Annotated in this window: 13 protein-coding genes; all 13 read left to right on the top strand. The window is 28.6% G+C overall.

The window, feature by feature from the left end; translation table 11 throughout:
* Positions 1 to 153 precede the first annotated feature (153 nt).
* The 13 genes from ACQZHJ_RS11430 to ACQZHJ_RS11370 all read left to right on the top strand — a co-directional run bounded on the left by ACQZHJ_RS11430 (position 154) and on the right by ACQZHJ_RS11370 (position 13,157).
* Positions 154 to 558, top strand: a complete 405-nt coding sequence (locus ACQZHJ_RS11430; protein ID WP_430485683.1) for a DUF3785 family protein — start codon at positions 154 to 156, stop codon at positions 556 to 558.
* A gap of 214 nt (positions 559 to 772) precedes the next feature.
* Complete coding sequence (locus ACQZHJ_RS11425) at positions 773 to 1,405, top strand: peptidylprolyl isomerase (protein ID WP_430485682.1); 633 nt, start codon at positions 773 to 775, stop codon at positions 1,403 to 1,405.
* A gap of 144 nt (positions 1,406 to 1,549) precedes the next feature.
* Entirely contained in the window at positions 1,550 to 2,632 is a 1,083-nt protein-coding gene (gene dinB / locus ACQZHJ_RS11420) for a DNA polymerase IV (RefSeq protein ID WP_430485681.1), read from the top strand.
* A 117-nt stretch (positions 2,633 to 2,749) separates the two neighbouring features.
* Positions 2,750 to 3,745, top strand: a complete 996-nt coding sequence (locus ACQZHJ_RS11415; protein WP_430485680.1) for a calcium/sodium antiporter — start codon at positions 2,750 to 2,752, stop codon at positions 3,743 to 3,745.
* 66 nt (positions 3,746 to 3,811) lie between these two features.
* Positions 3,812 to 4,258 (top strand): GNAT family N-acetyltransferase, encoded by a 447-nt coding sequence (locus ACQZHJ_RS11410; protein WP_430485679.1) that lies wholly within the window; start codon positions 3,812 to 3,814, stop codon positions 4,256 to 4,258.
* A 16-nt stretch (positions 4,259 to 4,274) separates the two neighbouring features.
* Positions 4,275 to 4,817 carry a TVP38/TMEM64 family protein gene (locus ACQZHJ_RS11405; RefSeq protein WP_430486894.1) on the top strand — a complete coding sequence of 181 codons (543 nt, stop codon included), beginning with the start codon at positions 4,275 to 4,277 and terminating at the stop codon, positions 4,815 to 4,817.
* A gap of 175 nt (positions 4,818 to 4,992) precedes the next feature.
* On the top strand, positions 4,993 to 5,556 hold the full coding sequence (locus tag ACQZHJ_RS11400; RefSeq protein ID WP_430485678.1) for a DUF5317 domain-containing protein: 564 nt from the start codon (positions 4,993 to 4,995) through the stop codon (positions 5,554 to 5,556).
* Between the two features lie 16 nt (positions 5,557 to 5,572).
* Positions 5,573 to 6,034 carry a hypothetical protein gene (locus ACQZHJ_RS11395; protein ID WP_430485677.1) on the top strand — a complete coding sequence of 154 codons (462 nt, stop codon included), beginning with the start codon at positions 5,573 to 5,575 and terminating at the stop codon, positions 6,032 to 6,034.
* A gap of 1 nt (position 6,035) precedes the next feature.
* Complete coding sequence (locus ACQZHJ_RS11390) at positions 6,036 to 6,677, top strand: accessory gene regulator ArgB-like protein (protein WP_430485676.1); 642 nt, start codon at positions 6,036 to 6,038, stop codon at positions 6,675 to 6,677.
* An 18-nt stretch (positions 6,678 to 6,695) separates the two neighbouring features.
* Positions 6,696 to 6,830, top strand: coding sequence for a cyclic lactone autoinducer peptide (locus ACQZHJ_RS11385; protein ID WP_430485675.1), 135 nt, complete (start codon positions 6,696 to 6,698; stop codon positions 6,828 to 6,830).
* Positions 6,831 to 6,889: 59 nt separating this feature from the next.
* Positions 6,890 to 8,581: a diguanylate cyclase gene (locus ACQZHJ_RS11380; protein ID WP_430485674.1), complete on the top strand. Its 1,692-nt coding sequence runs from the start codon at positions 6,890 to 6,892 to the stop codon at positions 8,579 to 8,581.
* A gap of 230 nt (positions 8,582 to 8,811) precedes the next feature.
* Positions 8,812 to 10,140 (top strand): efflux RND transporter periplasmic adaptor subunit, encoded by a 1,329-nt coding sequence (locus ACQZHJ_RS11375; RefSeq protein ID WP_430485673.1) that lies wholly within the window; start codon positions 8,812 to 8,814, stop codon positions 10,138 to 10,140.
* Positions 10,140 to 13,157: an efflux RND transporter permease subunit gene (locus tag ACQZHJ_RS11370; protein WP_430485672.1), complete on the top strand. Its 3,018-nt coding sequence runs from the start codon at positions 10,140 to 10,142 to the stop codon at positions 13,155 to 13,157. The genes ACQZHJ_RS11375 and ACQZHJ_RS11370 overlap by 1 nt, the downstream gene beginning before the upstream one ends.
* Positions 13,158 to 13,241 lie beyond the last annotated feature (84 nt).

The raw sequence follows: 13,241 nt of genomic DNA, 5'->3' as shown, positions 1-13,241 counted from the left end.
ATGAAAAATAATTGGTTTGACATATTGTGATTTAAGTTATTAAATAGGATTAGAGGAAATATTAAATATATCTTAAGTTGAATTTAGTATTAAAATATAAAGCTTTGGATATATTTAAAAATACACTAATAACCTACTAGAAAGGGTGGAAATATGTTTAAGTTTACTTTTGATGAAAAAGAATATGATTTATCTCAAGATAAATTACTTTATTTTTTTAATGAGGATGTAGAAGGCTTTGATATGGATAAGCTTTATGAAATATTAAATAATAGTGATAAGGTTCAGTTTGGAAAAGCATACTATGATGGGCCTTGTGAAGAATGTAAGTTTGAATTGGGTGAAAAGAAGAAAAGTTTTCCTTTCTTAGAATTTAATATGTTTATATACACAAAAAAAGGGGAATTTGTCATAAGCAACATAGAGAAGGAGTATGAAGGACTTACATATAATAAACTTTTAAAAGCAAAAAAAGTTGATAAAAGCTATTTAGTTAACATAAATGTTTGTAAGAATTGTGGAAACTTTGGTGTTGAAGTAGAAGAGTTTGATATATAAATATCATAAAAGGTTAGTAAATTAGTTTAAAATAAATCTAGTTTACTAATCTTTTTTTATTTGAATTATTTATTGTTTTGAATAATATTATTTACTTGTTTTGGAAAAATTAATTATATAGAAACAATTTGAATTGAGAATTGACATAAAATAAATTGGTTTAGATGTTATAATTTATTACATATTACTTAAAAAGAGAGGGGAATAAACAAAGATGAGTTTATTAAAAAAGATTAGTAAGATAGCCATAGGAATTACAATGACATCTTTATTATTAGTTGGATGTGGAGGAAAAACTGAAGGTAAAGAAGGAAGTGTACCAGAAGGTGAAAATCCAATTGCAACTATAGAGGTTAAGGATTTTGGAACTATTGAAGCAGAATTATATCCAAATGTAGCACCTAATACAGTTAATAACTTTATAAGTTTATCTAATAGTGGATTTTATGATGGTCTAACTTTCCACAGAATTGTTAAAGGATTTGTTCTTCAGGGAGGAGATCCGGAAGGAACTGGAGTAGGTGGTCCTGGATATTCAATAAAAGGTGAATTTTCAGCTAATGGAGTTGAAAATAATATAGCTCATGAGGAGGGCGTACTTTCAATGGCTAGGTCACAAGCAAAAGATAGTGCTGGAAGCCAATTTTTTATAGTAACTAAAGCAGCACCACATTTAGATGGTCAATATGCTGGATTTGGTAAGGTAACTAAGGGACTAGATGTTGTTCATAAAATTGAAGAGACATCTGTTGGACCAAACGATAAACCTGTTAAGGACATAGTTATTGAATCAATAAAAGTTGATACAAAGGGAATAGAGTATGATGAGCCAACAAAGGTTAAATAGTATTTAAGTAATTAAAGAGGTATTAGAGTTTCTGATACCTTTTATTTTAATTTAAATTATCGCGTTAACTAAGTATTCCTTTATGGATTTATATAATGTTTTAGTATAAAATTGTATATGAACATATGTTTGCATGGAGGGATTATGATAGATAATAGAAAGATAATTCATATAGATATGGATGCTTTTTATGCATCAATAGAACAAAGGGATAATCCTAAATATAAAGGAAAACCACTTATAGTAGGAGGAGATCCAAATAGAAGAGGGGTTGTTGCTACTTGCTCTTATGAGGCTAGAAAGTATGGAATACATTCTGCTATGCCTTCTTTAACAGCATATAATTTATGTCCTAAAGCTATTTTTGTTAGGCCTAGAATGGATGTATATAAAAATGTTTCTAGAAAAGTAATGGACATATTACATGACTATTCAGATCTTGTGGAGCCATTATCTTTAGATGAGGCATTTATAGATGTTACTAATACTAAAATGTGTAATGGGTCTGCCACTCTAATAGCACTTGAAATAAAGGATAGGATATGGAATGAATTGGGATTGACAGCATCAGCAGGGGTATCTTTTAATAAATTTTTAGCCAAAATGGCATCAGACTATAAAAAACCTAATGGAATAACAATTATAACTAGAGATAAGTCAGAGGAGTTTATAAAAAAAATTTCAATAGGCAAGTTCTTTGGTGTAGGTAGAGTAACAAAGAATAAGCTAAATAATATTGGCGTTTTTACTGGGGAAGATTTGTTGAAATTATCAGAAGAGGAGCTTATTAATATTTTTAGTGATAGGGGAAAAAGTTTATATGAGTTTGCACGAGGAATAGATAATAGAGCTGTAAACCCATATAGAATCAGGAAATCTATTGGGAAAGAGAGAACACTTAGAGAAGATATTGAAGAATATGATGATATGCTAGAAATATTAGAGGGATTAGCAGAGATGGTTTTTAATACAATGTCATTATTAAATAAAAAAGGAAGAACAGTTACCTTAAAAGTAAAATTTAGTAATTTTAAACATATAACAAGAAGCAATACTTTGGAATCCTCTATAAAAAATAAAGATGAAATTATGGAAGCTATAAAGGAACTGCTTGGTTTGGTTGATTTTACTGGTAAAAAGGTTAGACTTTTAGGAATAACAATATCATCTTTAGAAGATGATTTAATAGTTGAGGAAAAAAGTCAACAGTTAAGCTTTGATGTTTAATTTATTAACTAGATGAAAACAAAAAATTATAATATAGAAATTTAAAAAATAAATAGTATAATTATATTTATAATTTGTGATTTAAATTTTATAAACTAATAGAATGGAGAGAAAATAATGAATTATATACTTTTGATAGTAGGATTTATATTGCTTATAAAAGGCGCAGACCTTTTTGTAGACGGGGCCTCTGGAATAGCTAAAAAGCTAGGTGTACCAGCTGTTATCATTGGTTTAACGATCGTGTCTTTAGGAACAAGTGCTCCTGAGTTAGCTGTAAGTATATCTGCATCTTTAACAGGTAGCAATGATATTACTATGGGAAATGTCTTAGGGTCAAACTTATTTAATCTTTTAGCGGCATTAGGTGCTACAGCTGTGGTAGCTCCCTTAGTAATAAAAAAAGCTACTATAAGAAATGATTTTATAGTAAACATAATTGCAACATTTGTTTTATATGTTTTCGCCTTTACTGGCATAATGGGAAGTAAGGAAGTACTAACAAGAACTGATGGTGCTATATTAGTATTAATGTGTGTGGCTTATGTAGGATATCTTATTTACACTGTTAAAAGAAACAACAATAAATCAAGTGAAGCAGCTATAACTGCTGAATTTGAAGAGTTTGAGGGAGAAGTTTTAAAAACTTCTAATAGTACAGCTAAGAATATTTTAATATCAATAATTGGTGTTGCTGGAATAGTATTTGGTGGAAAGATAGTTGTTGATTCGGCATCATCTATTGCTTTAGGTTTAGGATTAAGCCAAAAGCTTGTAGGATTAACTATTGTAGCAATTGGAACATCATTACCTGAATTAGTAACATCTTTAGTTGCAGCTAGAAAAGGTGAAAATGATATAGCATTAGGGAATATATTAGGTTCTAATACATTCAATATATTATTAATCCTTGGATTATCATCAGTAATAAGTCCGATAACTATTGCAGGAAGCCTAGTTGTAGATTTGTTATTCCTTATAGCTGTTACATTATTTATAGGTGTTATAATATTCTTTAATAAAAATAAAGAGAAGTTATTAACAAAGTATGAGGGATTATTACTTATTGCACTATATGTAGGATATACTATATATATAATAATGAGAAATTAGGTGTTTTAAATAGCTGTCTTAGTTTTAAGGCAGTTATTTTTATATTATTTAAGTGAGGTGTTAAGTGTGAAATTTATTTTTAAAGATATAGATAAGAATAATTGGAGAGCTGTAGTTGAACTTAAAGTAAAGAGTGAACAATTAAGTTTTATAGAAAGTAATGCTTTATCAATTGCTGAATCAAAATATATAAAAAATTGGGTTGTTAAAGCGATTTATTTAGGGGAAGAACTTATAGGATTTACTATGTACGGGCTTTTTGAGGATGAGGGAGGAAGAGTATGGCTTGATAGATTTATGATTGATGAAAAATTCCAAGGAAAAGGATATGCTAAAAAAATATTATTACAATTAATAAAGCATATAAGCAAGGAGTTTAATAATGATAAAATATATTTAAGTATATTTGAGGAGAATAAGCATGCATTAAGACTTTATGAAGATATTGGATTTAAGTTCAATGGTGAACTTGATTATGGTGGAGAAAAAGTAATGGAATTAAATCTTTTATAATTAGGAGGAGAGAATAATAGAGAATTTAGTAAATGTATTTAATAATTATCAGGAGTTTGCATTTTTAATAAGTCTATTTGTGAGTATTATAGTTGCCTTATTAGGACTTATACCTTCTGTATTTGTTACAGGAGCAAATATAATATTTTTTGGTCCTTTTTATGGGTTTTGCATATCTTTATTAGGTGAGGTAGTTGGAGGCTGGATAAGTTTTAAGGTATATAGAAAAGGAACTAAAAAATTAGTCAGCAGTATAGAGGGGAAATATAGATTAGTTGATAATATTTTGAATAGTGATGGAAAAAAACTAGGCTTTTTGATTTTTGAAGGAAGATTATTACCTTTTGTTCCATCTGGAATTATAACTTTAGCTGCATCTATGAGTTCTGTTAATGATTTAACGTTTATAGTAGCTACATTTTTAGGAAAAATACCTTCAATTTTGTTAGAAGTTTTGATTAGTTATGGTGTTATAGTAGCTTCTCAAGGAAATGTTAAGATAATTATAGGAATTATAGGGATATTATTAATATATTTTACATTTAAAAAGATAAAATAATAACAATGTAAGAAAAATGAAAAAATTAGTACAAAAAAAGAGAAAAATGGTAGTTTTTTTGTAAAATACTAGATTGTGATTATTGATTTAATATGAATAATATGATTTAATTTACATGAGAAGAGTTTTTAAGATTGAATTAAAAGCTTTACATTAGTGGCGAAGGGGTATAGTAATGATCGAAGCAGTAGTTATAGCGTTAATATTTGCGAAAATAAAAGGATATAATTTGAAACCGTTCTTTAAAAGTTGGACAATATATCCGATTCTTATATTCGAACTAATGTATATATTCTTCCAAATTAATATTTTTATGGGGAACTATGAATATATTAATTGTGCTATATGGTTTAAAGAGATATATATGTACTTATTCTTAATACCTATATTTAGATATAGAGAGTATATAAGTGCATTAATAGGTTCTGTATTTATATTTGCAGGAACTTTTTTGAATCATTTAGTAATAGCTGCTAATGGTGGGCAAATGCCAGTATTCCCATCATTATCATATTTAACTGGCTACGTTAAACCAGATACATTTTCAAAAATACAAGATATACATATGGTTGGAGATGGAAGCGTAAAGCTTAAATTTTTAAGTGACATAATAGATGTTGGGTATAGCGTATTGAGTATAGGAGATATTCTTATAAGAGTTTTTGTAGTAATTATAATTTATGTAACAGTTAAAAGGGTCAATGAAGAGTCTGAGAAAAAGACACGAATATTTAGTTAGCAGTATGGAGGAACAGATGTTGAAATTGAGCTTTTTAGAAATATTAGTTAGAGGCTTACCAGAGGCTTTTATAATGATATTAGCCACATATGCTTTTGCTAATAAAAAGTTGGACAAGAAAGAATATTTAACTTCAAGTTTGGTAATGGCATTAGTTGTTTATTTAGTTAGATTATTACCAATAAATTATGGAGTACATACAATACTAAATGTATTTGTATTAATATTTTTGACGTTTAATATTAATAAAATAGACTTAATAGTTGGTATAAAATCATCAATATTAGTATTAATGCTTTTATTTGTTTGTGAAGGCTTTAATATATGGTTTATACAGAATATATTGCACAGAGATTTGTCAGTATTATATACTTCTTCAGCAGATAGAATTATATTAGGAATACCTTCAACAATTTTATTTGCTGTAATAGTAATAGTATATTATCTAATCTTATCAAAAAAAAGGAAGTTGAGATAGTATGATAGTAGAAGTTTCTAAAAGAATAGCTGAAAAGGTTTCAGAGGAACTTAATTATGATAATGAGAAAAAAGAGGTTATACAATATGGAACATATGCATTGATACAAACATTACTATCAATCATTTCAGTTCTTATTTTGGGATTAATATTTGGAGTAGCTGTGGATGCATTAGTATTTTTATTTACAGCTAGTATATTAAGAAAGTATTCAGGTGGAGCACATTCAGAGTCACCTAATACATGTACTGCCTTAGGTATAATAATGTCTTTAGGAGTAGGGTTAATATTAAAGGCTAAATTTTTCTTGAATTTAGATTTTCTTATTATTGTTATTAGTACAATAATAGTATTTGTTTTTGCATATTTTGTGATTTACAAATATGCACCAGTAGATTCACCTAATAAACCTATAAAGACTGAAAAGAAAAAAAAGCGTATGAGAAAAGGATCTTTTAAGATTTTAACAATATATTTATCAATAATAATTATAGGGTCAATATTATTCTATAATTTCAATTTAATAACAGTTAAACCAGTAATAATAAGTATATTATTAGGAACATTATGGCAATGTATTACTCTTTTAAAAGTTGGACATGTATTGTTAAAAACAATAGATTCTTTTGCAAATAAATTATAAATTGAGGGGATGAATTTAATGAAAAGATTTAACAAAAATTTATTAACAGTATTCGCTGCTTTAACAACAGTAATCGCAACTACAGTTGCAACTTCAGCTTGTTTATGGTATACTCATCAACCTGAAGAACCAAAATCTTTAAGAGATGAATAGAATTTGTTAAAATAAGGTCGGGTTTTCCGACCTTATTTTATAATTACAGTGAGGACAGTATGATTAGAGATGCAAGTGACAACAAGAAGAAAAAAATAGATGAAATATTATCAATAGTAAAGATCTCATCATTATTATTTTCAGCTATAGCTTTCTTACAATATATTTTAAATGTTTTGAAATATAGAAATGGATTTTTAGCTTATTATGGAATTTTATCGATTTTAATAAGTATATTTATGTTATCAGGTATTTATATGCTTTGGAGTTTTGCAGCTTTAAATAAATATCAAAGTCATGCGAATAAAATACAATTGATAGAAATTGGTGTATTTATTTCAGTTTTTGTTCTTGCAATATTAGCTTCTGGGGCAAATACAAGTAATAATAAATTTTTATTTTTATTCATTATAATAACCTCTACAATACAGGGTGGAATAAGAAGAGGAATAATAGTTTCAATGATTTCATCTGTAATTATTTTACTTATTGACTTAGCTTTCTGTGGCAATAATACGGTTAATATATATTTTCAAAATGATTTAATACTAGCATGTGTGTTTCTTTTAACTGCTTGGACCTTAGGGTTTTATGTAAAAGCAGAAAATGAACATATAAATGAGCTTCAGAAATTAGTTAATGAAGATGGATTAACGGGGGTTTATAATCATAGGTATTTCTATGATAAACTGAGGGAGAAAATGCACATTAGTGAAGTTGAAAATAAGAAACTATCACTAATTTTTATGGATATAGATTATTTTAAACATTATAATGACTTATATGGGCATCAAAGAGGAGATGAGGCTTTAAGAAAAATAGGAAATATTCTTAAAGACTTAGCAAGAGAAGATGATATAGTGGCTAGATATGGAGGAGAAGAATTTGCAATAATACTATTAGATACTTCAGAAAAAGAAGCTACTATAATTGCTGAAAATATAAGACAAACTATAGAAAAGACATATTTTGAAGGACAAGAGAATCAACCTAATTCCAATTTAACAATATCAGTTGGAGTTTCAGTTTTTCCAGATAAAGCAGAAAATGAATTAGATCTTGTTAAGTATGCAGACGATGCTTTATATAGAGCTAAATTCTTTCATAAAAATAGAGTTGAGACTTATATATCAGTTTTAGATGAACTTAAAAGAGATTTGAAAGAAGAGGAAAATGGACTTGTAACTTCAATAAAAACATTAATAAGTGTTATAAATGCTAAAGATAAATATACATATAGTCATGTAGAAAGAGTTGTTGTGTATAGTAGACTAATGGCTAAGAAGTTAGGGTTAACAGAGAGCGAAAAGAAACAATTAATATATGGTGCATATATGCATGATATAGGTAAAATAAATATACCAAATGAAATACTTACTAAAAAAATGCGACTTACTAAGGATGAATGGGAAATTTTAAAGCAGCATCCTAAGGATGGAGTTGAAATTATAAAATCAGTTAACTCATTAAAAGACGTTGTTCCACTTATATTGCATCATCATGAGAGATATGATGGAAATGGATATCCTGATAATTTAAAAGGAGAAAATATTCCATACTTAGCTAGGGTTTTAACTGTGGTTGATAGTTTTGATGCAATGACATCTAGTAGACCTTATAATAAGAGGAAGACTTATGAAGAAGGTATAGAAGAGTTGAAAAGATGTAGTGGAACACAATTTGATCCGCAAATAGTAGAGATTTTTACTCAGGTAGTAAAAGAAAATATAAATGAAATACAAGACTTTTAAGAGGTACTTTTAGTACCTCTTTTTATTTTGGCCTGAGTTTAAAATGGTATTGATTCAGGGCTATATCTTTAGAAAAATTTTAATTAGTATAAGTAATGGAAGAGAAAGTTGTGATAAGTTTGTTAATAATTATGTGAGGATATATTAATTTAAACTAGGTGATTTTATAATTATTATTAAATGGAAAATAGTTAGTATGTATGAAATAAGTAATATAGGGAGGAAAAAAATTGAATAAGAAAAAGATAATCGCAGCATTGATATCAGTAGGTATAGTTGTAGGTTTTTCTCTTTTATATGTTAATAGGGTATCAGGAGATAGAGAAGATGCTATGTCTAAGGAATCTTTGGTAGCTGTTACTTCAGAAAAGATTAATAGGGGAAGTATAAGCAAGTATCAAAGCTTTTCTGGAAAAACTAGAGGGGGAGAAGAAGAAAATATATCTTTAAAAATTCCTAGTAAAGTAACTGAGGTTAGAGTGAAGAATGGAGACTATGTAAAAAAGGGAGATATATTGATAAGATTAGATACAACAGAAGTAGATAAGCAGGTGAATAGCGCTAAAAAAGCATATGATGAAGTTAATAAAATGATTAGTGAATCAAATAAATCATTAGAGGAGCTAAAGTATAAATTAAAGTCTACAGAAGAAGGTATAAAAAAACTAGAAGATGATATTAATACTCTTAATGATGAAAAAAAATCTTATGAAGATGAGGGTAAAAATCTATTAGAAAATCTTAAAAATGGAGAAATAACGAAAGAAGAGTATGAGGAAAAAAATAAAGAATTATTAAAAAAGTCTACAGAAAATGTAAAGATTCTTGGCGAAAAAGGAAGTGAACTGCTTAAGTTAAAACTTACAAAAGAAACTTTAGGTAAGACTTTAGAAAATATGCCAGAATCATCTAATAATTCTCAAGTAGATACATTGAAAAAGGCTTATGAGGCTGCATTAAAGAGTAGGGAAAACTATATAATTAAATCACCTATAAATGGATATATAGAAAATGTAACTATTAAAAAAGGGGATTCTGGAATAAGTCTTATGGAGCCTGCACTTAAGGTAATAAATAAAGAAACTATGGATTTAGTTCTACAAGTAGATAAGAATGACTTAGATAAGTTTGAAATTGGAAAAGATGTTCATTTAGAAATACACAATAAAAATGGTGTTAAAGAGTTAGACGGAGAGATAGAGTCTGTTAGTGAAGAGGCAGATAAGAGAACTAATCAATATTCAGTTGTTGTTAGTATGAGTAATAGTGAAGATGACATACCAAAAGATGCCTATGGAAAGGTAAAAATACCAGTAGAAGAGATATCTGATATTTTAGTTGTAAATAAAAATGCTATTTTAAGAGATCAAGACAAGAGTTACTTATTTAAAGTTGAGAAAGATAATAGTGTTAAAAAAGTAGAAGTTAAAACTGGTATTGAAAATGATAATTTCATTGAAGTAACTGAGGGGATATTAGATGGAGATGAGATTATAATTAAAGGAAAAGAATTCATAGAAGATGGACAAAAAGTTAATATCTTAAGGGGGGATAACTAATGAAGATAACATCATTTAGTATAAAGAAACCAATAACTATTTTTATGATGCTTATGATGGTAATGATGTTTGGAGTTGTATCCTACTTTAAGCTTAATGTGGACATGCTTCCAGCTTTTGATTTGCCTATGCTAATGCTTATGACTCAGCAACCAGGAGCAGGTCCAGAGGAAATAGAAGAAGGTGTTACTAAGCCATTAGAAGCTGTTCTATCTACTGTAACTAATATGGATAGTATAAAATCAGTAAGTTCAGAAGGATCATCTATGATAATGATTCAGTTTCAGGATGGAACAGACATGGATTTCGCAGCCTTAGATGTTAGAGAAAAAGTAGATATGGTTAAAGGGTTTTTACCAGAAGAGGTAATGAATCCAATGATAGTTAAGATGAATCCTTCAGCAATGCCAATTATGACCATAGGTATTGGCATCGAGGGATATAATTTATCAAGTCTTTCAGAATGGGCTGATGATGTTTTAAAGCCATCATTAGAAAGAGTGCAAGGAGTAGCCTCAGTTGATATCACAGGAGATTTATCGGATGAGGTTAAGATAATAATAGATCAAGACAAACTTAATGCTTATGGATTAAGAGTTATGAATATAACTTCTGCAATAAAAGCAAGTAATATGAATATGCCAATAGGAAATGTTGGTGAAGGAGAGTATGAACTTTTAGTTAGAACTACAAGTAAATTAAACTCAATAGAGGAAATTAAAGATATACCTATAAATACTCCTGATGGAAAAATACTTAAGCTTTCAGAAATAGCTGATGTAAAAGTTGAAAATGGAGCACTTGAAAATTATGCGAAAATTGATGGGAAAGATGCGCTTAAGGTATCTATTCAGAAAGAAAGTACAGCTAATACTGTAAAAGTATCAGATGGTGTGAATAAAGCTTTTGAAGAGGTAAAGGCAAGCAATAAAAATTTAAGTGCAATAAATATTATGGATCAAGCAGAATTCATAAATTTTGCTATTGATTCTGTTAAAATGAATGCAGTTATAGGAGCTTTTTTAGCTATTATAATACTATTACTTTTCTTAAAAGATATTAGAGCAACAGTAATAATGGCAATAAGTATTCCTATTTCAATAATATCGACATTTATAATGGTTTATTTTGGTGGACTAACATTAAATATGATTTCCCTTGGGGGAATTGCCTTAGGGGTTGGAATGCTTGTTGATAATTCCATAGTTGTTATTGAGAATATATATAGATTTAAAAAAGAAGGATATTCTAATACAGAATCTGCAATTAAAGGGACGAGTGAGGTAGCCATGGCTATTACAGCTTCAACATTAACATCTATATGTGTGTTTTTACCTATAGTATTTGTCCAAGGTATGGCTGCTGATATATTTAAGGAGATGGCACTTACTGTAACATTCTCTTTAGTATCTTCATTAGTTGTTTCATTTACAATAGTTCCATTACTAGCTTCTAGGCTTTTAAAAGAAAATTCTTTAAGTAAGAAAAATAAATCTGTTGAAAAATTGAGAGATATTTATTCAGAAATTTTAGCATGGAGTATTTCACATAGAAAAAGTGTTATGGGAATTCTTTTAGCTTCAATATTATTAGGTGGAGTAGCATTTAGTGCTATTGGTTTAGAGTTCTTTCCAAGTGCGGATCAAGGTATTGTTATGGCAACAATACAAGGACCTAAAGGAATTAAACTAGAAAATTTAGAAGAAATATCGAATGATTTTGTTAGTAGGCTAGAAGGGATAGAGGAGATAGAAACTAAAGCTGTTATGTCTAGTGGAGAAAGTTCAACAGTTTATTTAGTGCTTAAGGATGAAAGGAAGTCATCTGATAAAGAGATAGCAAGAGAAGTTAGAGAATTAACAAATAATATTCCAGGAGCTAAGATAGAAATAAATACTCAAGGGTCTATGATGTCAGTTGGAGGAGATCCAATATCATTAAGAGTAAATGGAGATGATTTTAAGGTATTAGATGAAATCTCAGAAGAATTAAAAGAAATAATGGAAGGTGTAGCTGGAATTAATAACATAAAGTCAACTAGTGATAAGAATGCTGAAGAAATAAGATTAGTTATTGATAAGGAAGCGGCTGCAAAGTATGGATTAAGTCCAGCTTTAATTGTTCAAAGTGTACAAGGATATTTTAAAGGTGTTAATGCCACTACAATAAGTTTAGATGGCAAGAGACATGGTGTTCTTGTTTATCCAACAACAAGCTTAAATCCTAGCATTAGTGATATTGAGGATATTACTTTAATAAATCAAAGAGGGGCTAAAATTCCTTTAGAAGATGTAGCAACTATTGAAAGAGGCCAAGGATATTCAGAGATTTATAGAACAGATCAAGTAAGAGAAATATCTTTAAGTGCAGGGGTAGAAGGAAGAGTTTTAGGTGATGTAGTTAAAGATATAGAAAGTAAGATTGCAGAATATGATATTCCATTAGGTTATAATATATCTTTTGGAGGAGAAGTTGAGCAGATGAAAGATGCGTTTTCTCAATTATTCCTAGCTTTAGTTCTAGCTATAGCACTTGTTTATATGATAATGGCAGCTCAGTTTGAATCACTTATAAATCCACTTATAATAATGTTTACAGTTCCGTTAGCCTTTGTTGGAGCCTTATTAGCTTTATTTATAGGAAATGTAGCTATAGGAATAACTGCTATGATTGGATTTGTTATGCTAACAGGTATAATAGTAAATAATGGTATAGTTTTGGTTGATTATATAAATAGGTTAAAGAAAGAAGGACATAGTACTAGAGAAGCTATTATGATAGCAGGACCTACAAGGTTACAGCCTATTTTAATGACTGCCTTGACTACTATAATGGGACTATTTCCAATGGCTTTAGGCATTGGGGATGGTTCAGAGTTACAAATGCCTCTAGCACTAACAGTAATAGGAGGACTATCATTTGCAACAATACTTACACTTATAGTAATACCTATAGTTTATTTGATTTTTGATAATATAAAAGTTAAATTAAATAGAAAAAAGAGTAAGAGTAGTTAAGTGGTAAAGTAAATAATTCAAGGTGTGATTAAATTAAAATAGAACGAATTAGACAAATTAAGAACAAAATTTGTTAGAAGTTAA

It is taken from the genome of Clostridium sp. B9 (assembly GCF_050509515.1).
Lineage (GTDB): Bacteria > Bacillota > Clostridia > Clostridiales > Clostridiaceae > Sarcina.
Note: the sequence above shows the minus strand (reverse complement) of the source record. Positions and strands in the feature narration are given on the sequence as shown.

What these genes read in the sequence shown, in the direction of transcription:
- ACQZHJ_RS11370 (WP_430485672.1), top strand. Translation starts at nt 10,140, where the DNA reads ATGAAGATAACATCATTTAGTATAAAGAAACCAATAACTATTTTTATG.
- ACQZHJ_RS11415 (WP_430485680.1), top strand. Translation starts at nt 2,750, where the DNA reads ATGAATTATATACTTTTGATAGTAGGATTTATATTGCTTATAAAAGGC.
- ACQZHJ_RS11385 (WP_430485675.1), top strand. Translation starts at nt 6,696, where the DNA reads ATGAAAAGATTTAACAAAAATTTATTAACAGTATTCGCTGCTTTAACA.
- ACQZHJ_RS11380 (WP_430485674.1), top strand. Translation starts at nt 6,890, where the DNA reads ATGATTAGAGATGCAAGTGACAACAAGAAGAAAAAAATAGATGAAATA.
- ACQZHJ_RS11430 (WP_430485683.1), top strand. Translation starts at nt 154, where the DNA reads ATGTTTAAGTTTACTTTTGATGAAAAAGAATATGATTTATCTCAAGAT.
- ACQZHJ_RS11400 (WP_430485678.1), top strand. Translation starts at nt 4,993, where the DNA reads ATGATCGAAGCAGTAGTTATAGCGTTAATATTTGCGAAAATAAAAGGA.
- ACQZHJ_RS11390 (WP_430485676.1), top strand. Translation starts at nt 6,036, where the DNA reads ATGATAGTAGAAGTTTCTAAAAGAATAGCTGAAAAGGTTTCAGAGGAA.
- ACQZHJ_RS11425 (WP_430485682.1), top strand. Translation starts at nt 773, where the DNA reads ATGAGTTTATTAAAAAAGATTAGTAAGATAGCCATAGGAATTACAATG.
- dinB (WP_430485681.1), top strand. Translation starts at nt 1,550, where the DNA reads ATGATAGATAATAGAAAGATAATTCATATAGATATGGATGCTTTTTAT.
- ACQZHJ_RS11395 (WP_430485677.1), top strand. Translation starts at nt 5,573, where the DNA reads ATGTTGAAATTGAGCTTTTTAGAAATATTAGTTAGAGGCTTACCAGAG.